The sequence below is a fragment of the Paracoccus zeaxanthinifaciens ATCC 21588 genome, assembly GCF_000420145.1.
Lineage (GTDB): Bacteria > Pseudomonadota > Alphaproteobacteria > Rhodobacterales > Rhodobacteraceae > Paracoccus > Paracoccus zeaxanthinifaciens.
The window spans coordinates 14,791-33,784 of record NZ_ATUJ01000001.1 but is presented as its reverse complement, the minus strand read 5'-3'; the positions used below and the strand labels follow the sequence as shown (position 1 = coordinate 33,784).

Here is an 18,994-nt window from a genome sequence, read left to right as displayed (position 1 = left end):
TTCCCCGCCAGTGAAGGGTGCTAATTCGCGCGGCACGATCTGATGCCGGTGTAGCTCAGCTGGTAGAGCACGTCATTCGTAATGATGGGGTCGGGGGTTCGAGTCCCTTCACCGGCACCAGATCGCGGAACAGGCCGTCCTTCGGGGCGGCCTTTCGCGTTTCAGAACATCCCCGCATCGACCATGGACGCATATCGCGCGGTCAGCGCCGAGAAGGCGTCGGCGGCCCCTGTGGGGGCCAAGTCGCGATACCAGATCGTCCCCGCCTGATACCCGCGCGGAAGGGGCGCCACGGCCCCCAGATCGGACGGTCCGGGCCGCATGTCGGGAAGGGGCCCCGTGATGGCGCGCAGCCGTTCCGCCCGCTGCGACAGCGCGCTGAGCCCGCCTTGCAGGCCGTGCCGGTCCAGCAGGTCCTCGGCCCCGTGCTGCAGGGCGAGGGTGACCAGGCCGGGGATGGGCCTGATGAACAGCGCGACATAGACGCCGCGCTTCATGCTGCGGGTGATGCGCGGGGCGAAGCAGGCCAGCCAGGGCACGGCGGCCCAGCCGCGTGCTCCGGGGCTGGCGCGGCACAGAAGCGATGTGTCGGGGGGAAGAAGCGCCGCTGCCGCAAGGGGCAGGTCGCGCCGGAACCGTGCGGCATAGGGGCTGGCGCCGATCGGCCCGCGGATGGCCGCGGCGTGGTGGGACACGGCCCAGTGAAGGGCCGCGTCCAGATCCTGCGGGGGCTGGCTCAGACCAGGCGCCCTTCCTCCATCGCGGCGCGGATGAAGCCCGCGAACAGGGGCGCCGGATCGAAGGGCTTGGATTTCAGCTCGGGGTGGGCCTGAACGCCGATGAACCACGGATGGTCGGGATATTCGATCACCTCGGGCAGCTTGCCGTCGGGCGACATCCCCGAGAAGCTGAGGCCAGCCTTCTCCAGCTGCTCGCGATAGGTGGCGTCCACCTCGTAGCGGTGGCGGTGACGATCCTCGATCTCCAGCGCGCCGCCATAGATCTCGGAGATGCGCGAGCCTTCGTTCAGCACGGCGGTATAGGAACCCAGGCGCATCGTGCCGCCCTTGTCGTCGCCGACCTTGCGCTTGACGGTATAGTTGCCCTGCACCCATTCCTTGAGGTGATAGACGACCGGCGTGAAGCGGGTCTTGCCGGCCTCGTGGTCGAATTCCTCGGAACCCGCATCGGGCATGTCGGCCAGATTGCGCGCGGCCTCGATCACGGCCATCTGCATCCCCAGGCAGATCCCCAGATAGGGGACCTTCTTCTCGCGCGCGTATTTCGCCGCGGCGACCATGCCCTCGGTGCCACGCTCGCCGAAGCCGCCCGGAACGATGATCCCGTGGTATCCGTCAAGCAGATGCGCGCCTTCGCCCTCCAGCTTCTCGCTGTCGACCCAGTTCGCCTTGACGCGGACGCGGTTGGCCATGCCGCCATGGGTCATGGCCTCGGCGATGGATTTGTAGGCGTCCTCCAGCTGCGTGTACTTGCCCACGACCGCGATGCGGACCTCGCCCTCGGCATGGTCCAGGCGGTCCATGACGTCTTCCCACCGTGCCAGGTCGGGACGCGGCGCGGGGCTGATGGCAAAGGCGTCCAGCACGGCACGGTCCAGGCCCGCGCGGTGATAGGCCAGCGGCGCCTCGTAGATGGTCTTGAGGTCGTATGCAGGGATCACCGCATCGGGGCGCACGTTGCAGAACAGCGCGATCTTGGCGCGTTCCTTTTCGGGGATCGGTTGTTCGGAGCGGCAGACCAGCACGTCGGGCGCAAGGCCGATCGACTGCAGTTCCTTGACGCTGTGCTGGGTCGGCTTGGTCTTCAGCTCGCCCGAGGCCGCAAGATAGGGCAGCAGCGTCAGGTGCATCAGGATGCACTGGCCGCGCGGACGCTCGTGGATGAACTGGCGGATCGCCTCGAAGAAGGGCAGGCCCTCGATGTCGCCGACCGTGCCGCCGATCTCGCAGAGCATGAAATCGACCTCGTCCTCGCCCACGGCAAGGAAGTCCTTGATCTCGTTGGTGACGTGCGGAATGACCTGGATGGTCTTGCCCAGGTATTCGCCCCGGCGTTCCTTTTCCAGCACGTTGGAATAGACCCTGCCCGAGCTGATGCTGTCGGTGCGGCGCGCAGCCACGCCCGTGAAGCGTTCGTAATGGCCCAGGTCCAGGTCGGTCTCGGCGCCGTCATCGGTGACGAAGACCTCGCCATGCTCGAACGGGCTCATGGTGCCGGGATCGACGTTCAGATAGGGGTCCAGCTTGCGCAGGCGGACGGTGAAGCCGCGGGCCTGCAACAGCGCGCCCAACGCGGCCGATGCCAGGCCCTTGCCCAGGCTCGAGACCACGCCGCCGGTGATGAAGATGTAACGCGCCATTAAGGCCCCCGTGATGTGCAATTCGAACGATCTGCGGGCCGCCGAAACGACAAGACCACGGGATTCGGACAATAGTCGATTCGCCCCGTGGCCGCAACGGACCGCAAGTGGATGTGGGGCGGTCGGATGCCGCCCCCAGCTGTGGTGGAAGTCTTAGTTCGCCGGTGCCTCGACCGGCTGGGTCGTCTCGGGCGCGGTATCGGCACCTGCCTCGGCCTCCGGGGCGGGCGGGGTCAGCGCGTCGGCCGCCGGTGCTTCGGGTGCCTCGGCAGCGGGTGCTTCGGTCGCCGGTGCTTCGGTTGCGGGCGCCTCGGTTTCCGGTGCCTCGGGGGCGTCGGGCGCGGGCGGGGTCAGCGGGTTGCCGCTGGTCGCGGGCGGGGGCGTGTAGGCCGGTGCCGCGGGCATCCCGTCGGTCGCGGGCTGGCTGTCGGATGCGCCGAACTGGTCCATGATCGACCCGTTCGAGGCTTCGCGCGCGGCAAGGATCGTCAGCGCGATCGAGGTGACGAACAGGGCGACGCCCAGCATCCAAGTCACGCGGGTCATGGCGTTAGCCGCCTGGCGTCCGCTCATGACGCCGCCACCGCTGCCGCCGCCCATGCCAAGTCCGCCCCCTTCGGAGCGTTGCAGCAGCACGGCCCCGGCCAGAAGCACGGCAAGGATCAGATGGACGGTCAGAATGACGTTTTCCACGGCTTTCGGCCTTTCATTTGCGGACGCGCCTATCTAGTCACCCTGACAGGTGATGGCAAGCAAGAGTAACCCATGCGCGCACTGATGATTCAGGGGACGGGCTCGAACGTGGGAAAATCCCTGCTGGTCGCGGGGCTTTGCCGCGCCGCGCGGGCCCGTGGCCTGTCGGTCGCGCCCTTCAAGCCGCAGAACATGTCGAACAACGCCGCCGTCACCCCCGAGGGCGCCGAGATCGGCCGCGCGCAGGCGCTGCAGGCGCGGGCCTGCGGGATCGCGCCCCATGCCGACATGAACCCCGTCCTGCTGAAGCCGGAAACGGATACCGGTGCGCAGGTCGTCGTGCAGGGCCGTGCGATCGCGCGGGCCGAGGCGCGCGACTATGCCGCGCTGAAGCCGCGCCTGATGGTTGCCGTGCAGGACAGCTTCGCGCGGTTGCGCGCGGCCCACGACCTGGTGATCGTCGAGGGCGCGGGCAGCCCCGCCGAGGTGAACCTGCGCCCCCGCGACATCGCCAATATGGGTTTTGCCCGCGCGGCGGACGTGCCCGTCATTCTGGCGGGCGATATCGACCGGGGCGGGGTGATCGCGCAGATCGTGGGGACGCAGGCCGTGATCGACCCTGACGATGCCGCCATGATCGCGGGCTTCATGGTCAACAAGTTCCGCGGCGACGTGCGGCTGTTCGACGACGGCTATCGCGTGATCCAGGATCGGACCGGCTGGCGCGGCTTCGGCGTGCTGCCCTGGTTCGCGGACGCCCACCGCCTGCCCGCCGAGGATGCGGTCGATCTGCGCCATGGACGGGGCGAGGGGCTGCATGTCGTCTGCCTGACCCTGTCGCGGATCGCGAATTTCGACGATCTGGACCCGCTGGCCGCCGAGCCCGGCGTGCGGCTGACGATGCTGCGTGCGGGGCAGGCCATTCCGGGCGATGCGGACCTGGTGATCCTGCCGGGATCGAAATCCACCATCGGCGACCTGGCATTCCTGCGCGCGCAGGGCTGGGACATCGACCTTGCGGCCCATCACCGGCGCGGCGGGCATGTGCTGGGCATCTGCGGCGGATACCAGATGCTGGGCCGCAGCATCGACGACCCGCATGGTGCGGATGGCAGGGCGGGGCAGGTGCCGGGCCTCGGGCTGCTGGACGTCCATACGGTCATGTCGCGCGACAAGCGCGTGACGCCCGCCTCGGGGCGGGCCCTGGGGCAGGACGTCACCGGGTACGAGATCCACATGGGCCGCAGCACCGGTCCCGATTGCGCGCGTCCCTTCGCGCATCTGCCCGAACCCGACGGCGCGATCGCGGCCGATGGGCGGGTCATGGGCAGCTATCTTCACGGGCTGTTTTCCGATGACGGCTTTCGCGCCGAGTTCCTGCGCCGCCTGGGCACGCCCTCGCAGCCGGGCTACGAGGCGGGCGTGGATGCCGCGCTGGACGATCTTGCCGCCCATATGGAGCGTCACCTGGACGTGGACGGCATCCTGGCCGTCGCGCGCTGAACTGGACGAACGCGGCCGCAGCAATTACTCCGAAAGGGCTCATGCCCGCCATCGCGATGCGACCCCGGCGGCGAAACGCGCAGCCAGTGAAGGGAATGTCATGCGGCTCTATTCCATGCCCTCGTCGGGGAACAGCTACAAGGTGCGGCTGCTTCTGGCGCTGACCGGGCGCGCCTGCGAGATCGTCGATGTCGAGGACGCGTCCGAGGCGCTGATCGCGGCCAAGACCGCGGGCGCGCTGCCCTTCGGCAAGGCGCCGGTCCTGCATCTGGACGACGGGCGCGTGCTGCCCGAATCGAACGCGATCCTGTGCTGGCTGGGCGAAAATACCGCCTTCTGGCCCGCCGACCCCTTCGACCGCGCCACGATGATGTCGTGGATGTTCTGGGAACAGAACCAGCATGAAGGCGTGATCGCGGTGCGCGGCGCTCTGAACTTCTATCCCTCGCGCGCCAGCCTTGCGACGCCCGAGCGGATGGAGGATCTGCTGATCCGTGGCCACGCGCTGCTGTCGGTGATGGAGCGCAGGCTGCAGGATGCGGACTGGCTGGCGGGGGATGCGGCGACGCTGGCCGACATCTCGCTTTATGCCTATACGCATACCGCCGGCAGCCGGGGCGGGTTCGAGATGGACCGCTTTGCTGCCGTGAACGCGTGGCTGGCGCGGATTGCCGCGCTGCCGGGATATGTTGGACTGGATGACTGAACTTTACGCATGGACCGACGGCGCGTGCAGCGGCAATCCCGGCCCCGGTGGCTGGGGCGTGCTGATGCGCGCCATGGAAGGCGAAGCGATCCTGAAGGAACGCGAATTGCAGGGCGGCGAGGCCCAGACCACGAACAACCGGATGGAGCTGATGGCCGCGATCAGCGCGCTGGAGACGCTGACCCGCCCCAGCCGCATCACCATCACCACCGACAGCGCCTATGTGAAGAACGGCGTGACCCAGTGGATCCACGGCTGGAAGCGGAACGGCTGGAAGACCGCCTCGCGCCAGCCGGTCAAGAATGTCGAGCTGTGGCAGCGGCTGGATGACGCCCAGAAGACCCACGAGGTCACCTGGAAATGGATCAAGGGCCATGCCGGCCACGCCGAGAACGAGCGTGCGGACGAACTGGCCCGCGCAGGCATGGCGCCCTTCAAATGAGCATCGCCGAGGGGCTGCCGACCCTGCTGTGGGCGCTGGATTACCTGTCGGTGCTGGTCTTCGCGCTGACCGGCGCGCTGGTGGCCAGCCGCGGCCAGCTGGACCCGGTGGGCTTCGTCTTCATGGCCGCGATGACGGCGGTGGGGGGCGGCACGCTGCGCGACCTGCTGCTGGACCGCCCGCAGGTCTTCTGGATCGCCCGCCCATCCCTGATCCTGGTGGCAGCGACAGCGGCGATGGTGGTCTTCTGGACCGCCCACCGCTTCGAGAGCAGGTACCGCCTGCTTTTGTGGCTGGATGCGCTGGCCCTTGCCATCGCCGTGCCCGCCGGGGTCGGCATCGCCGTCGAGGGCGGCTTCAGCCCCGTCATCGTCGTCATCATGGGGGTCGTCACCGGCACCTTCGGCGGGCTGATCCGCGATGTCGTCGGCAACGAGGTTCCGCTGGTCCTGAAGCAGGGCGAGCTGTACCTGACGGCGGCCTTCGGCGGGGCGCTGATCGCGGTGCTGGCCATGTGGCCGGGGCTTGGCCGGTCCGAGGCGCTGTTCCTGTGCGGGCTCGTGACCTTCGGGTTGCGCGCGGGCAGCATCGTCTGGGGCTGGGCTCTGCCGGTCTACAGGCCGCGCCCGCCGCGAACGCGCGGTTAACGCAGGACGGGCGGCCCGCTGCGGCCCGCATCCATGTTCTGCACCCCCGCCCGCAGGCCCTGTCCGATCCGGTGCGCCATCTGCGACCAGGCGCGGGCGGTCCAGGGGGGCAGGGTCTTCTCCAGCGCCTGGTCGAACAGCTGCAGCCAGATGTCGAAATGCTCGGGGCGGACATTGCCCGCCGACTGATGCGCCCGCATCGGGCTGCCGTTATAGCCCGCGCGATGCAGGATCGCGCCGCGCCAGAAGGCCGCGATGCGATCTTCGTGGGCGGACCAGTCGCCGACATGTTCCGTGAAGACGGGCGCCAGCACGGGGTGGCGGCGCACGGCGGCATAGAAGGTCGCGACCACGCGGGCGATTTCGGCTTCGGTCACGTCGAAGCGTGCAGGGGCGATGCTGTCCATGCCGCAGCATCTGGCGGCTGGGGGCGCGTTTCGCAAGGGGTTTGATCCGCCGCGCGGGCGGTGCTATGGCGCGGGCTTCCGGTCGCAGCCCACCCGGTCAAAACAGGAGCATCCGATGACCCATTACACCGACGCGCTGACCCAGCTTGGCGCCGACACCCCCCTGCCGCAATCGCCCGAAGAGGCCGTGTTGGAACGCGTCCCGAACCCGCAGGCGGGCACGGGATATGTCGTGCGCTTCACCCAGCCCGAATTCACCAGCCTCTGCCCGCTGACGGGCCAGCCCGATTTCGCGCATCTGGTGATCGACTATGTTCCCGGGGACTGGCTGGTCGAATCGAAATCGCTCAAGCTGTTCCTCGGCAGCTTTCGCAACCACGGCGCCTTCCACGAGGATTGCACCATCGGCATCGCCAAGCGGATCGTGGACCTGCTGGACCCGCAATGGCTGCGCATCGGCGGATACTGGTATCCGCGCGGCGGCATGCCGATCGACGTGTTCTGGCAGACGGGCGCGGCACCCGAGGGCGTCTGGATCCCCGAGCAGGGCGTGCCGGGATATCGCGGGCGGGGCTAACCCCGCAGCGACCGCCACAGCATCGAGGCGACATCCGCGATGTCGCCCCCGCGGGCCAGGAACTGTTCGGGTTCCGGCCCGTCCTCGGCCATCGCGTCCAGCCGGTCCAGCATCCGCATCAGGCGGCGGCGGTGGATGCCGGTCCACAGCTGCACCGGATCCGCGATCAGCCCCGCGAAGGTCGTGACCAGCGACCCGATCAGCGCCAGCACGACGCCCGTCCCCAGCACATAGAGCGGCGAGAGTTCCACCGGGAACGCCCAGTACCACGCCCGCCCGAGCGTGTCGCCAAGCGCGAAATCCCGCACAGCCGCGCCATGCGCCCGCATCTGCGCCATCGGCCCCGCAAGCGAGATCAGCCCCGGCGTCGCGCGGTTGAACAGCACCAGCCCCAGCATCAGCACGAACAGCGATGTCGTGATCTCGGCCACGGCGTTGCGGGTCTCGGCATGGGCGCGGATCGCGGCGGCGCGGCGCTCGGGCGACACGGCGGGGGCAAGGCCCGCCTCGTCCAGCCGTTCCATCAGGCGGGTCAGGTCGCCCTCGATCCGGGTCGCGATGTCGGACCGCAGGAAGATCCGCCGCGACGCCAGCCACCCGCCCGCGCGCCTCGCGCCCGCGCGGCGCAGGCCCGCCGCCAGCAGTTGCGCGATCAGCGCGACCGGCGCCAGCGCCACGTTCAGGGGCGCGCGCAGAAGATCGGCCCCAAGCGCATGGCGATGCAGCGCCAGCGTGCCGCGGATGCCGTATCTGCGGGCGGCGAAACGCGCGATCTCGGCCTCTCGGCGGGACCGGGTCGTCGAAAGGGGGGCGGGCGCGTGATCCATCGCCGCGCAGGTTATACCGCCCGCCGCGATCCGCCAAGGTTTGGGCGCTTGCAGCCCCATGCCGCGCTTCCTATAGATGGCGCATGAGATTTCTGGCGTTCGGCATTCGAATTAGCTGCCCGGTGGCGTGACCCTCGCGCTGCCGGGTTTTCTGCTGCCTGCCTGCGAACGACCGACAAAGGACCGCCCCGATGAGCGACGCGACCCCCGACTACCGCGATACCGTCTTCCTGCCCCAGACCGACTTTCCGATGCGCGCGGGCCTTCCCGCCCGAGAGCCCGAGTGGCTGGCCCGTTGGGAACGCATCGGCATCTACGACCGCCTGCGCGAACGCGCCGCCGCCGCCGATGGGGCGCGCGCGCCCTTCATCCTGCATGACGGCCCCCCCTATGCGAACGGGCATCTGCATATCGGTCACGCGCTGAACAAGACGATCAAGGACATCATCGTGCGCAGTCACCAGATGATGGGCCGCGATGCGCGCTATGTTCCGGGCTGGGACTGCCACGGCCTGCCGATCGAATGGAAGATCGAGGAGAAGTACCGCGCCGAGGGCCGCGACAAGGACGCCGTGGACGTGGTCGAGTTCCGCCAGGAATGCCGTCGCTTCGCCGACGAGTGGATCGACATCCAGCGCGAGGAGTTCAAGCGCCTGGGCATCACCGGCGCATGGGACCGTCCCTATGTCACGATGGACTACCACGCCGAGGCCGTGATCGCGGCCGAGTTCATGAAGCTTCTGATGAACGGCAGCCTCTATCAGGGCAGCAAGCCGGTCATGTGGTCGCCCGTGGAGAAGACCGCCCTGGCCGAGGCCGAGGTCGAATACAAGGACCATACCAGCCACACGATCTGGGTGCGCTTCGCCGTGCTGGGCGGGCAGGGGCAGCTGGCCGACGCCAAGGTCGTGATCTGGACCACGACGCCCTGGACGATCCCGCAGAACCGCGCGGTCGCGTTCAATCCCGACATCTCGTACGGGCTGTATCGCGTGGGCGAGGTGGCCGAGAAGGCGACGGCCCAGCCGGGCGAGCTGCTGGTCCTGGCCGACGCGCTGGCCGAGGGCGTGATGGCATCGGCCAAGGTCGAGAGCCACGAGCGTCTGGGCGATGTTGCCGCCGCCGACCTTCAGGGGCTGACCCTTGCCCACCCGCTGCGCGGGGTCGAGGGCTCGGAGGGCGAATGGGACTTCGACGTGCCGCTGCTGCCGGGCGATCACGTGACCGACGATGCGGGCACGGGCTTCGTGCATACCGCGCCCAGCCATGGCGACGACGACTATCAGCTGGGGCTGCGCTTCAAGCTGCCGATGACCTACAACGTGGAACCTGACGGCAGCTATCGCGCCGATCTGCCGCTGTTCGGCGGGCAGGCGATCATCGATGCCGAGGGCAAGGACGGCCCCGCCAATGTCAGCGTGATCAAGCAGCTGGCATGGGCCGGCGCGCTGCTGGCCAAGGGCAAGATCAAGCACAGCTATCCCCACAGCTGGCGGTCCAAGGCGCCGCTGATCTATCGCAACACCGCGCAATGGTTCGCGGCGGTCGACAAGCCGCTGGACGACGGCATGGGCGAACATGGCGACACGATCCGCACCCGCGCGCTGAACAGCATCGACAAGCTGGTCAAGTGGTGGCCGCAATCGGGCCGCAACCGCATCCATTCCATGGTCGAGAACCGCCCCGACTGGGTGCTGTCGCGCCAGCGCGCCTGGGGCGTGCCGCTGACCTGCTTCGTGCGCCGTGGCGCCAAGCCGACCGATGCCGATTTCCTGCTGCGCGACGCGCGGCTGAACGACCGCATCGTCGCCGCCTTCGAGAAGGACGGCGCCGACATCTGGTATCGCGACGGCTTCAAGGAACAGATGCTGGAGGGCATCGCCGATCCCGACGCCTATGACCAGGTGATGGATGTGCTGGACGTATGGTTCGACAGCGGATCGACCCATGCCTTCGTGCTGCGCGACCGCGCCGACGGCACGCCCGACGGCATCGCGGATCTGTACCTGGAAGGCACCGACCAGCATCGCGGCTGGTTCCAGTCCTCGCTGCTGCAAGCGTCCGCGACCAAGGGGCGCGCGCCCTATCGCAACGTGGTGACGCATGGCTTCACGCTGGACGAGAAGGGCATGAAGATGTCCAAGTCGCTCGGCAATACCATCGTCCCCGCCGAGGTGATCAAGCAATACGGCGCCGACATCCTGCGCCTGTGGGTCGCGCAGGCCGACTACAGCGCCGACCAGCGCATCGGCCCCGAGATCCTGAAGGGCACGGCCGACAGCTATCGCCGCCTGCGCAACACCCTGCGCTTCCTGCTGGGCGCGCTGGACGGGTTCTCGAACGCCGAGAAGCTGGAGCCCGCGCAGATGCCCGAGCTGGAGCAGTGGGTCCTGCACCGCCTGGCGCAGCTGGATCACCAGGTCCGCCGCGGCTATGACGGGTTCGACTTCCAGGGCGTGTTCCAGACGCTGTTCCAGTTCTGCACCGTGGACCTGTCGGCCTTCTATTTCGACGTCCGCAAGGATGCGCTGTATTGCGATGCGCACGACAGCACGCGCCGCCGCGCGGTGCGCACGGTGCTGGACATCCTGTTCCACCGCCTGGTGACCTGGCTGGCCCCGATCCTGCCCTTCACCATGGAAGATGTCTGGCTGTCGCGCTTCCCGTCCGAGGATGACAGCGTGCACCTGCACGATTTCGCGCCGACCCCCGCCGACTGGCTGAACGAGCCGCTGGCCGCCAAGTGGGACCATGTCCGCCGCGCCCGCCGCGTGGTCACCGCCGCGCTGGAGGTGAAGCGGACCGACAAGACCATCGGTGCCAGCCTCGAGGCCGCGCCGGTCGTCCATGTCGAGGATGCCGACATGCTGGCCGCGCTGAAGACGGTGGCCTTCGCGGATCTGTGCATCACCTCGGACCTGCAGCTGACGGCGGACCCGGTTCCGTCGGATGCCTTCCGCATGGCCGAGGCGCCGGGACTGGGCGTCGTGTTCGAAAAGGCCGACGGGCAGAAATGCCAGCGCTGCTGGAAGATCCTGCCCGATGTCGGCACCCATTCGCATCCGGGCGTCTGCGCCCGCTGCGACGACGTGCTGTCGGCATGAACGATCCGTCCGACCTGCGCGGGGCCATCCTTGCGCGGGTCGGGCATTTGCGACCGGGCACGACATGCTGCCCCAGCCAGGTCGCACGGGACATCGGCCGCGACTGGCGCCCGCTGATGGCGCCCCTGCGGGCCGAGGCGTTCCGCCTTGCGGCCGAGGGTCGCATCGCGATCACGCAGAAGGGCCGGCCGGTTCTCGGCCCCGAAACCCGCGGTCCCATCCGGCTGGGCCCGCCCCTGGGGGAGGAAACCCATGTATAAGCCAGCAGACGACCGCTATTCCAAGATGCGCTACAACCGGGTCGGGCGCTCGGGGCTGAAGCTGCCCGCGATCAGCCTGGGCCTGTGGCACAATTTCGGCCATGACACGCCCCACCAGACCAAGCGCGACATCTGCCGCCAGGCCTTCGACCTGGGCATCACGCATTTCGACCTGGCCAACAATTACGGCCCCCCCGCAGGCAGCGCCGAGGAAGCCTTCGGCGAGCTGATGCGCACCGATTTCGCCCATCTGCGCGACGAGCTGATCGTCAGCAGCAAGGCCGGCTATCACATGTGGGACGGCCCCTATGGCGAATGGGGCAGCCGCAAGTACCTGATCGCCAGCTGCGACCAGTCGCTGAAGCGGATGGGGCTGGATTACGTCGACATCTTCTACAGCCACCGCTTCGATCCCGAAACGCCCCTGGAGGAAACGATGGGCGCGCTGGATCACATCGTCCGGTCGGGCCGCGCGCTCTATGCCGGGATCAGCAGCTACAACAGCCAGCGCACCGCCGAGGCGGTGGCGATCCTGCGCGATCTGGGCACGCCCTGCATCATCCACCAGCCTAGCTACAACATGCTGAACCGGTGGGTAGAAAACGACGGGTTGCTGGACACGCTGGACGATCTGGGCGTCGGCAGCATCGTCTTCACGCCGCTGGCGCAGGGGATGCTGACCAAGAAATACCTGGGCGGGATTCCGAAGGACAGCCGCGCCGCGCAGGGCAAGTCCCTGAACGAGGATTGGCTGACGCAGGACATGATCGACCGGCTGAACCAGCTGAACGACATGGCCGAGGGCCGCGGCCAGTCGCTGGCGCAGATGGCGATCGCATGGACGCTGCGCGGCGGTCGGGTGACCAGCGCGCTGATCGGTGCCTCGCGTCCCGAACAGGTTGTCGATTGCGTGGGCGCGCTGGACAATACCGATTTCACGGATGCCGAACTGGCGCGGATCGACGAACTGACCGCATCGGGCGACGTGAACATCTGGGCGCGGTCCTCGGAAGGCGCGGGGGAATAACCCCTCAGACCAGCCACCATCCGCGGCTTTTGATCTGGTTGCGGATGGCGCGCTCGGGCCGTTGGACCCTGTCCTCGGCGAAGATGGGTCGCACCTTGGTGCGGCCCTTCTGCTGATAGATCAGCTTGCGCGCGGGCTCCCATTCCTTCAGCACGCGCTTGATATGCTTGGGGGCCACGGCCTCTTCGCAGATGGCGATCGCGTGTTCGTCATGCTGGGCATAGAGAAGCGGCAGCTTGCGGTAATGGCAGGTCGTGTCGCCATCCATCCCCGACAGCGCCTTGCCGGGACGCCCGCCGCCAAGGCTGTGGATCACCACCGGCAGCACTGCCTGGTCCAGCCAGGGGTCCATCGCCTGGCAGGCCAGCTCGTCATGCGGATCGTCGCGCAGGGCCAGCGCCCATTCCAGGTAGCGCCGTCCGAATTCCGCGGGATCCGCCCCGAAGAACCAGCCCGCGTTGAAATAGAGGAACCGCTCCCAATGCTCCTTCGGCTGGGCGGGGTCGATCGAATCGTCGAAGGGCACCCCGAATCGGTCATAGATCGAGCGCCAGATCTGCTCGTATCCCGGACCATAGAGCGGCGGCTGCGGCCAGGTGTTCGTTCGCGCCATCGAGGCCGAGGGTTTCTTGAAGTTGAAGCGCAGCCTGTCCAGCGGCCCCGTGATCAGCGTGTCGGTATCGAGAAAGAGGAACGGCTCGTTCGCAGGCAGAAGGGCCAGCGCCTCGATCTTGTTGCCCTGCGGATAGGAGGCGCCGAAATGCCGTGCGGTGAAGGGCAGGATCTCGGCCCCGAAATCGGTCAGCAGGCCGCGCACCGGATCCGAGATCTGCGTGCTGCGGCCCTGCCATGCGCCCTCGGGCAGGGGCTCGGCCACGATCACCCGACCCGACCAGTCGGGCGCGGCGTGACGCAGGCTGGCCAGCAGGATGATGGCCTCGTATTCCAGCCGCCCCGCCTGGGCCACGATCAGAAGATTCGGTTTCGCGCTTGTCCTGGAACCCGCCATGCCACCAGCCATCAGTTGAATCGGTGTCAACCTAGCGTTGTGCAGGTAAATCCGTAACCCGCAAAAGGGGTTCGATTGATTGTCATGTCGGGGGAAGTGGTGGGCGACCCTGGAATCGAACCAGGCGTGGGTCTCCCCGGCGGAGTTACAGTCCGCTGCCGCACCTTGCAGCTCGTCGCCCGCCGTCGCTTTCGGCGTGGGGCGGTGATTAGCTGCCCTTGTCGGGGGCGTCAAGCGCATTTCCGGGTCTTGCGCGAAAGCTTTCTTGGCAGCAGAGAGAATGCCAACGAAAGGAGGCCCGGTATGGCCGCAGACAATCCCAAGGGGAAGAAGCCCACCTGGGTGATCGAGAAGGAGCGCGCGCGCCGTGCCGCCGCCGCCGAGACCGTCTGGCTGTTCGGCCTGCACGCCGTGCGCGACGCGCTGGCCAATCCCGAGCGGCAGAAGCTGCGGCTGGTCGTCACGCGCAATGCGCTGGCGCGGCTGGGCGACGACCTGCACGGGATGGAGCCCGAGATCACCGATCCGCGCGTCTTCGACAAGACCGTGCCGCTGGCCGGCGAGAGCGTCCACCAGGGTGCCGCGCTGGAGGTGAAGCCGCTGAAATGGGGCAGCCTGTCCGAGGTCGCGCTGCGCGAGGCCCCGGGCGAGGGGCGCCCGCTGCTGGTGGCGCTGGACCGCGTGACGGACCCGCACAATATCGGCGCGATCCTGCGTTCGGCCGAGGTGTTCGGCGCCCGCGCCGTCATCGCGCCCGCGCGCCACTCGGCCCCCGAAACGGGCGCGCTGGCCAAGACCGCCTCGGGCGCGCTGGAACGCCAGCCCTATCTGCGCGTGCCGAACCTGGCCGAGGCGCTGAACCAGCTGAAGCTGATGGGCTTCATCCTGATCGGGCTGGACGGCACCGGCGAGGTCGAGCTGCCGACGGTCCTGGAGAAGTTGCCGGGCCGCGCGATCTGCCTTGTCATGGGCGCCGAGGGGCCGGGCATGCGCGATCTGACCCTGAAGACCTGCGATCACGTCGCGCGGATTCCCTTCGCGGCCGATTTCGGATCGCTCAACGTGTCGAACGCGGCGGCGGTCGCGCTCTACGCCGCGAATCGTGCGTGAATGTCACATGGCTGCGACCTTTGTGTCGCAGCCGTTGAGAATCGGGGGGCAGGGGGCACATAGAAGGGCATGACCGCATCAGCCGAAAGCCCGCCAATGCGCCGCATCCTGTGCCAGATCGCCTTGCCCTGCCTGATCGCCCTTCCCGCGCAAGCCGAGGAATGGGCCTTTGGCGGCTTCGATCCCGTGGGCATGGTGCAGGCCGGGCATCCGGTCGCGGGGCGCAGCGACGTGGCCACGATGTGGCGCGGCAAGCTGTGGCATTTCGCGACCGAGGAGAACCGCGCCAGCTTCGAGGCGAATCCCCGCAGCTTCCTGCCGCAGTTCGACGGCTTCTGCCCCGTCTCGGTCGCCGAGGGGCATCCGATCAAGGGCGATCCGCGCAATGCCGTTCTGATCCGCGGCAAGCTGTACATGACCCGTTCGCCCAGTGCCGCCCGCGAGCTGCGCCGCCATCCGGCCGAGATTCTCGGCAGGGCAGGGCGCAACTGGTCGGGGCGCTGACGCCGCGAATCACGAAACCGCGACCAGGCTGGAACTTTTGGGCGGTGATGCCCATTTGTCATACTGAACATGACCTCGGAACGGTCATGTTCGGATCACTGTCCCTCGTTCCGCGACTTGCGCCCGGCCACCAGGTGGACCGGGCGCCTTTTCTGTGAGAGTGTCGGGGGCGCCCGAAACGCAACCAGAAGGGGAGGTCGCGGATGCAGTTCGGTCTTCAGGAAGATCAGGATATCGAGCGTATCGCACGCGACACGCGGACGATCGCCATTGTCGGGCTGTCCCCGCGCGAGGATCGTCCCTCGTGGGGCGTCGCGCGTTATCTCCAGTCGCAGGGCTTCCGCATCGTGCCCGTCAATCCCGGCCATGCAGGCCGCACGATCCTGGGCGAACATGTCCATGCCTCGTTGGGCGACATCCCCGCCGAGACGCGGATCGACATGGTGGACATCTTCCGCCGCTCCGAGGCCGTGCCGGGCATCGTCGACGAGGCGCTGTGCGAACTGCCGGGCCTCTCGACGATCTGGATGCAGCTGGGCATCGCCCATCCCGATGCGGCGGCCAAGGCGCGGGCGCGCGGGGTGACCGTCATCGAGGATCGCTGCCCCAAGATCGAGTTTCCGCGATATCTTTGAGCCGAAAGCCCCGGATACCTGCTTGACGCCGCCGCGCGGCAGGATTAGTCAGGCCCGACCTCAGGGGTATAGCTCAGTTGGTAGAGCATCGGTCTCCAAAACCGAGGGTCGTGGGTTCGAGTCCCCCTGCCCCTGCCAGGTCCTTCCGATACAGCCGCAATGGAACGCCTGCGATCTTGAAACGGTCGCGGCTTGCGGTTAGATCGGGCCGGTATTTCCGAAGGAGGCTGAAAGCGTGGCCAATCCCGTGCAGTTCATCAACCAGGTCCGCGCCGAGGCCGCCAAGATCACCTGGCCCACCCGCCGCGAGGTGATCACGACCACCATCATGGTCCTGATCTTCGCGTCCATCACCAGCCTGTTCTTCTTCCTGGTCGACCTGGTCATCCGCACCGGCCTGACCGAGGGGCTGCGCCTCATCAGCGGCTGATGGGGGTTGCATTTGCCGGCATGCGGGGGTAAACGCCGCGAACTGTCCGGCAAACGGCGTGCATCGAATCCGCATGCGCGCCGGTTTTTACTTTGTCGGAAGCGTATGAATTCAAGGGGTTTGGCGTCCGCAGGACGTGATTCCCCGCGAGATGAGCAGGGGTCGATCGAGACATGGCAAAGCGTTGGTATTCGGTCAGCGTCCTGTCGAACTTCGAGAAGAAGGTCGCCGAGGCGATTCGTCAGGCAGTGGCCGAAAAAGGTCTCGAAGAGCAGATCGACGAGGTGCTGGTCCCGACCGAGGAAGTGATCGAGATCCGTCGTGGCAAGAAGGTCACCTCGGAGCGTCGCTTCATGCCGGGCTATGTGCTGGTGCACATGGACATGTCGGATCGCACCTACCACCTGGTCAACTCGACGAACCGCGTCACCGGTTTCCTGGGCGCGCAGGGCAAGCCGATGCCGATGCGCGACGAGGAAGTGAACGCGATGCTGAACCGCTCGGGTTCGGGCGAGCAGGCTGCCCCGCGCAACCTGATCCGCTTCGACGTGGGCGAGCAGGTCAACGTGACCGATGGTCCCTTCGAGGGGTTCTCGGGGATGGTCGAGGAGGTCGACGAGGTCTCTTCGCGCATCAAGGTCACGGTGTCGATCTTCGGCCGGCCGACGCCGGTCGAGCTGGAATTCACGCAGGTTTCCAAGACCGCGTGATTGGTCGCGGGAGGTTTCGGCCCACGGGTCGTGCCGAACCGCTAAATCGGCCCGCTTGCCGGGCTTGATGATGAAGGAGAGGGCCAAATGGCCAAGAAAGTCGTCGGGCAGTTGAAGCTGCAGATCAAGGCGGGTCAGGCGAACCCGTCGCCCCCCGTTGGCCCCGCACTGGGTCAGCGCGGCATCAACATCATGGAATTCTGCAAGGCGTTCAACGCCAAGACGCAGGAAATGGAACAGGGCGCCCCCGTTCCGGTCGTGATCACCTACTATGCCGACAAGTCGTTCACCTTCGTGACGAAGACGCCGCCGGCATCGTTCCTGCTGAAGAAGGCCGCTGGCCTGAAGCCGGTCGGCAAGCGCAACCGCGCCAAGGGTTCGGAAAAGCCGGGCCGTGCGACCGCCGGTTCCGTGACCGTCAAGCAGGTCCGCGAGATCGCCGAAGCCAAGATGGCCGACCTGTCGGCCAACGACGTGGAAGCCGCGATGAAGATCATCGTCGGTTCGGCCCGTTCGATCGGCCTCGAGGTGAAAGGCTAAGTCATGGCGAAGATTTCCAAGAAGAAAGCCGCCGCGCGCGCTGCATTCGAAGGCAAGGCGAACCTCTCGGTCGAGGAAGCCGTCAAGCTGGTGAAGTCGGCCGCTTCGGCGAAGTTCGACGAGACCGTCGAGATCGCGCTGAACCTGGGCGTCGACCCGCGTCACGCAGACCAGATGGTCCGCGGCGTTGTGACCCTGCCCGCAGGTACCGGCAAGGACGTTCGCGTCGCCGTGTTCGCACGTGGCCCCAAGGCTGACGAGGCCAAGGCCGCAGGCGCGGACATCGTCGGTGCGGAAGACCTGATGGAGACCATCCAGTCGGGCAAGATCGAATTCGATCGCTGCATCGCCACCCCGGACATGATGCCGCTGGTCGGCCGTCTGGGCAAGATCCTGGGCCCGCGCAACCTGATGCCGAACCCCAAGGTCGGCACGGTGACGATGGACGTGAAATCGGCCGTCGAAGCTGCCAAGGGCGGTGAAGTCCAGTTCAAGGCCGAGAAGGCCGGCGTCGTGCACGCAGGCATCGGCAAGGTGTCGTTCGACGAGGACAAGCTGGCGCAGAACCTGCGCGCCTTCGTCGACGCCGTGAACAAGGCGAAGCCCTCGGGCGCGAAGGGGACCTACATGAAGAAGGTCTCGATCAGCTCGACCATGGGCCCGGGCGTTTCGGTCGACGTGACCGGCGCCGACGCCTGATCAGTTTCCCGGCAGAAATGCCGGGATGGCGGGGCCGCCACCATGGCCCCGTCCTGTCCGAGACGGAGGGTGCCGGGAAACCGGCTTAATTTCCTTCCTGAGATGGGGAAGCATTTTTCCGAAGGCGCCCTTCGCGGGGATATCTTCGGGTGATCTTGCCCTAGACGGACCCGACCCGGTCCCGCATCCGCGGAGCATCGGGAAAAGTGAGAGCCGGGGGGAAACCCCCAATTTGGAGTGAAACCGTGGATAGAGCACAAAAGGAACAGCTGGTCGACGAACTCGGCCAGATCTTTGAAAGCTCTGGCGTCGTGGTGGTTGCCCACTACGAGGGGATGACGGTTGCACAGATGCAGGACCTCCGCTCGCGCATGCGCGAAGCCGGTGGTTCGGTTCGCGTCGCCAAGAACAGGCTCGCCAAGATCGCCCTGGAAGGTAAGCCTTGCGAAAGCATCGCCGAATACCTGACGGGCATGACCGTGCTCACCTACTCGGAAGATCCCGTGGCTGCTGCCCGGATCGCCGACAAGTACGCCAAGGACAACGAGAAATTCGTGATCCTGGGCGGTGCGATGGGTGACACGGCGCTTGATACGGCCGGTGTGAAAGCCGTCGCCTCGATGCCGTCGCGTGAAGAGCTCATCGCTCAGATCGTGTCCTGCATCGGTGCGCCTGCCTCGAACATCGCCGGTGCGATCGGTGCGCCTGCTTCGAACATCGCGGGCATCCTCAGCACTCTGGAAGAGCGCGAGGCTGCATAAGCAACCCCTTTCCCTCGTGTGGT

The 18,994-nt window shown here is 67.2% G+C and carries 22 protein-coding genes and 3 tRNA genes; 18 read left to right on the top strand and 7 right to left on the bottom strand.

What is annotated here, in order from left to right; translation table 11 throughout:
- Positions 1 to 44: 44 nt before the first annotated feature.
- Positions 45 to 120, top strand: a tRNA-Thr gene (locus F804_RS0100165).
- A gap of 41 nt (positions 121 to 161) precedes the next feature.
- Here F804_RS0100165 and F804_RS0100160 read toward each other — a convergent pair.
- The 3 genes from F804_RS0100160 to secG all read right to left on the bottom strand — a co-directional run bounded on the left by F804_RS0100160 (position 162) and on the right by secG (position 3,073).
- Positions 162 to 695, bottom strand: coding sequence for an MrcB family domain-containing protein (locus F804_RS0100160; protein WP_022705713.1), 534 nt, complete (start codon positions 693 to 695; stop codon positions 162 to 164).
- Positions 696 to 736: 41 nt separating this feature from the next.
- On the bottom strand, positions 737 to 2,380 hold the full coding sequence (locus F804_RS0100155) for a CTP synthase (protein WP_022705712.1): 1,644 nt from the start codon (positions 2,378 to 2,380) through the stop codon (positions 737 to 739).
- 153 nt (positions 2,381 to 2,533) lie between these two features.
- Entirely contained in the window at positions 2,534 to 3,073 is a 540-nt protein-coding gene (gene secG, locus F804_RS15110) for a preprotein translocase subunit SecG (RefSeq protein WP_022705711.1), read from the bottom strand.
- Between the two features lie 72 nt (positions 3,074 to 3,145).
- On the opposite strand from secG, the gene F804_RS0100145 reads away from it, so the two are divergent.
- From F804_RS0100145 to F804_RS0100130, 4 genes are all read left to right on the top strand, one after another.
- Positions 3,146 to 4,576 carry a cobyric acid synthase gene (locus tag F804_RS0100145; RefSeq protein ID WP_022705710.1) on the top strand — a complete coding sequence of 477 codons (1,431 nt, stop codon included), beginning with the start codon at positions 3,146 to 3,148 and terminating at the stop codon, positions 4,574 to 4,576.
- Between the two features lie 100 nt (positions 4,577 to 4,676).
- Complete coding sequence (locus F804_RS0100140) at positions 4,677 to 5,282, top strand: glutathione S-transferase family protein (protein WP_022705709.1); 606 nt, start codon at positions 4,677 to 4,679, stop codon at positions 5,280 to 5,282.
- Positions 5,275 to 5,724: a ribonuclease HI gene (gene rnhA / locus F804_RS0100135; protein WP_028725435.1), complete on the top strand. Its 450-nt coding sequence runs from the start codon at positions 5,275 to 5,277 to the stop codon at positions 5,722 to 5,724. Before F804_RS0100140 ends, rnhA begins: the two co-directional genes overlap by 8 nt.
- Positions 5,721 to 6,371, top strand: coding sequence for a trimeric intracellular cation channel family protein (locus F804_RS0100130; RefSeq protein WP_022705708.1), 651 nt, complete (start codon positions 5,721 to 5,723; stop codon positions 6,369 to 6,371). The genes rnhA and F804_RS0100130 overlap by 4 nt, the downstream gene beginning before the upstream one ends.
- On the opposite strand, the gene F804_RS0100125 is transcribed toward F804_RS0100130, so the two are convergent.
- The gene (locus F804_RS0100125; protein ID WP_022705707.1) at positions 6,368 to 6,778 is read right to left on the bottom strand and encodes a group III truncated hemoglobin; all 411 of its coding nucleotides are present in this window, start codon (positions 6,776 to 6,778) and stop codon (positions 6,368 to 6,370) included. The genes F804_RS0100130 and F804_RS0100125 overlap by 4 nt on opposite strands.
- A gap of 115 nt (positions 6,779 to 6,893) precedes the next feature.
- On the opposite strand from F804_RS0100125, the gene queF reads away from it, so the two are divergent.
- On the top strand, positions 6,894 to 7,355 hold the full coding sequence (gene queF, locus F804_RS0100120) for a preQ(1) synthase (RefSeq protein ID WP_022705706.1): 462 nt from the start codon (positions 6,894 to 6,896) through the stop codon (positions 7,353 to 7,355).
- Here the strand turns inward: queF and F804_RS0100115 are convergent.
- The gene (locus F804_RS0100115) at positions 7,352 to 8,182 is read right to left on the bottom strand and encodes a DUF6635 family protein (protein ID WP_022705705.1); all 831 of its coding nucleotides are present in this window, start codon (positions 8,180 to 8,182) and stop codon (positions 7,352 to 7,354) included. The two genes, queF and F804_RS0100115, sit on opposite strands and share 4 nt — an antisense overlap.
- Positions 8,183 to 8,373: 191 nt before the next feature.
- On the opposite strand from F804_RS0100115, the gene ileS reads away from it, so the two are divergent.
- The 3 genes from ileS to mgrA are packed head-to-tail and all read left to right on the top strand — an operon-like array spanning position 8,374 to position 12,573.
- A complete protein-coding gene (gene ileS, locus F804_RS0100110) occupies positions 8,374 to 11,286 on the top strand; it encodes an isoleucine--tRNA ligase (RefSeq protein WP_022705704.1) in 2,913 nt (970 codons plus the stop codon).
- On the top strand, positions 11,283 to 11,546 hold the full coding sequence (locus F804_RS0100105) for a DUF3253 domain-containing protein (RefSeq protein ID WP_022705703.1): 264 nt from the start codon (positions 11,283 to 11,285) through the stop codon (positions 11,544 to 11,546). Before ileS ends, F804_RS0100105 begins: the two co-directional genes overlap by 4 nt.
- Entirely contained in the window at positions 11,539 to 12,573 is a 1,035-nt protein-coding gene (gene mgrA, locus F804_RS0100100) for an L-glyceraldehyde 3-phosphate reductase (RefSeq protein ID WP_022705702.1), read from the top strand. The genes F804_RS0100105 and mgrA overlap by 8 nt, the downstream gene beginning before the upstream one ends.
- Positions 12,574 to 12,577: 4 nt before the next feature.
- Here the strand turns inward: mgrA and F804_RS0100095 are convergent, their stop codons facing one another.
- Positions 12,578 to 13,582, bottom strand: coding sequence for a hypothetical protein (locus tag F804_RS0100095; RefSeq protein WP_022705701.1), 1,005 nt, complete (start codon positions 13,580 to 13,582; stop codon positions 12,578 to 12,580).
- 97 nt (positions 13,583 to 13,679) lie between these two features.
- Positions 13,680 to 13,763, bottom strand: a tRNA-Tyr gene (locus tag F804_RS17290).
- 122 nt (positions 13,764 to 13,885) lie between these two features.
- Here F804_RS17290 and rlmB point away from each other — a divergent pair.
- From rlmB to rplJ, 9 genes are all read left to right on the top strand, one after another.
- Complete coding sequence (gene rlmB, locus F804_RS0100090; RefSeq protein ID WP_022705700.1) at positions 13,886 to 14,692, top strand: 23S rRNA (guanosine(2251)-2'-O)-methyltransferase RlmB; 807 nt, start codon at positions 13,886 to 13,888, stop codon at positions 14,690 to 14,692.
- Positions 14,693 to 14,761: 69 nt separating this feature from the next.
- Positions 14,762 to 15,196 (top strand): YHS domain-containing (seleno)protein, encoded by a 435-nt coding sequence (locus F804_RS0100085; protein WP_156845172.1) that lies wholly within the window; start codon positions 14,762 to 14,764, stop codon positions 15,194 to 15,196.
- A gap of 203 nt (positions 15,197 to 15,399) precedes the next feature.
- Positions 15,400 to 15,831, top strand: a complete 432-nt coding sequence (locus tag F804_RS0100080; protein WP_022705698.1) for a CoA-binding protein — start codon at positions 15,400 to 15,402, stop codon at positions 15,829 to 15,831.
- Positions 15,832 to 15,893: 62 nt separating this feature from the next.
- Positions 15,894 to 15,969, top strand: a tRNA-Trp gene (locus F804_RS0100075).
- Positions 15,970 to 16,066: 97 nt separating this feature from the next.
- Positions 16,067 to 16,261: a preprotein translocase subunit SecE gene (gene secE, locus F804_RS0100070; protein ID WP_022705697.1), complete on the top strand. Its 195-nt coding sequence runs from the start codon at positions 16,067 to 16,069 to the stop codon at positions 16,259 to 16,261.
- A gap of 173 nt (positions 16,262 to 16,434) precedes the next feature.
- The gene (nusG, locus tag F804_RS0100065) at positions 16,435 to 16,971 is read left to right on the top strand and encodes a transcription termination/antitermination protein NusG (RefSeq protein ID WP_022705696.1); all 537 of its coding nucleotides are present in this window, start codon (positions 16,435 to 16,437) and stop codon (positions 16,969 to 16,971) included.
- 87 nt (positions 16,972 to 17,058) lie between these two features.
- Positions 17,059 to 17,511 carry a 50S ribosomal protein L11 gene (rplK, locus tag F804_RS0100060; protein WP_022705695.1) on the top strand — a complete coding sequence of 151 codons (453 nt, stop codon included), beginning with the start codon at positions 17,059 to 17,061 and terminating at the stop codon, positions 17,509 to 17,511.
- 3 nt (positions 17,512 to 17,514) lie between these two features.
- Complete coding sequence (gene rplA, locus F804_RS0100055) at positions 17,515 to 18,210, top strand: 50S ribosomal protein L1 (RefSeq protein ID WP_022705694.1); 696 nt, start codon at positions 17,515 to 17,517, stop codon at positions 18,208 to 18,210.
- A 245-nt stretch (positions 18,211 to 18,455) separates the two neighbouring features.
- Positions 18,456 to 18,971 (top strand): 50S ribosomal protein L10, encoded by a 516-nt coding sequence (gene rplJ / locus F804_RS0100050; RefSeq protein WP_022705693.1) that lies wholly within the window; start codon positions 18,456 to 18,458, stop codon positions 18,969 to 18,971.
- Positions 18,972 to 18,994 lie beyond the last annotated feature (23 nt).

Excerpts from the sequence above, each read along its gene's own strand:
- rlmB (WP_022705700.1), top strand. The coding sequence starts at position 13,886 with ATGGCCGCAGACAATCCCAAGGGGAAGAAGCCCACCTGGGTGATCGAG.
- F804_RS0100095 (WP_022705701.1), bottom strand. The coding sequence starts at position 13,582 with ATGGCGGGTTCCAGGACAAGCGCGAAACCGAATCTTCTGATCGTGGCC.
- nusG (WP_022705696.1), top strand. The coding sequence starts at position 16,435 with ATGGCAAAGCGTTGGTATTCGGTCAGCGTCCTGTCGAACTTCGAGAAG.
- rplK (WP_022705695.1), top strand. The coding sequence starts at position 17,059 with ATGGCCAAGAAAGTCGTCGGGCAGTTGAAGCTGCAGATCAAGGCGGGT.
- F804_RS0100105 (WP_022705703.1), top strand. The coding sequence starts at position 11,283 with ATGAACGATCCGTCCGACCTGCGCGGGGCCATCCTTGCGCGGGTCGGG.
- F804_RS0100080 (WP_022705698.1), top strand. The coding sequence starts at position 15,400 with ATGCAGTTCGGTCTTCAGGAAGATCAGGATATCGAGCGTATCGCACGC.
- F804_RS0100145 (WP_022705710.1), top strand. The coding sequence starts at position 3,146 with ATGCGCGCACTGATGATTCAGGGGACGGGCTCGAACGTGGGAAAATCC.
- F804_RS0100155 (WP_022705712.1), bottom strand. The coding sequence starts at position 2,380 with ATGGCGCGTTACATCTTCATCACCGGCGGCGTGGTCTCGAGCCTGGGC.
- F804_RS0100130 (WP_022705708.1), top strand. The coding sequence starts at position 5,721 with ATGAGCATCGCCGAGGGGCTGCCGACCCTGCTGTGGGCGCTGGATTAC.
- ileS (WP_022705704.1), top strand. The coding sequence starts at position 8,374 with ATGAGCGACGCGACCCCCGACTACCGCGATACCGTCTTCCTGCCCCAG.
- F804_RS0100140 (WP_022705709.1), top strand. The coding sequence starts at position 4,677 with ATGCGGCTCTATTCCATGCCCTCGTCGGGGAACAGCTACAAGGTGCGG.
- queF (WP_022705706.1), top strand. The coding sequence starts at position 6,894 with ATGACCCATTACACCGACGCGCTGACCCAGCTTGGCGCCGACACCCCC.
- mgrA (WP_022705702.1), top strand. The coding sequence starts at position 11,539 with ATGTATAAGCCAGCAGACGACCGCTATTCCAAGATGCGCTACAACCGG.
- F804_RS0100085 (WP_156845172.1), top strand. The coding sequence starts at position 14,762 with ATGACCGCATCAGCCGAAAGCCCGCCAATGCGCCGCATCCTGTGCCAG.
- F804_RS0100125 (WP_022705707.1), bottom strand. The coding sequence starts at position 6,778 with ATGGACAGCATCGCCCCTGCACGCTTCGACGTGACCGAAGCCGAAATC.
- F804_RS0100115 (WP_022705705.1), bottom strand. The coding sequence starts at position 8,182 with ATGGATCACGCGCCCGCCCCCCTTTCGACGACCCGGTCCCGCCGAGAG.
- rplA (WP_022705694.1), top strand. The coding sequence starts at position 17,515 with ATGGCGAAGATTTCCAAGAAGAAAGCCGCCGCGCGCGCTGCATTCGAA.
- rnhA (WP_028725435.1), top strand. The coding sequence starts at position 5,275 with ATGACTGAACTTTACGCATGGACCGACGGCGCGTGCAGCGGCAATCCC.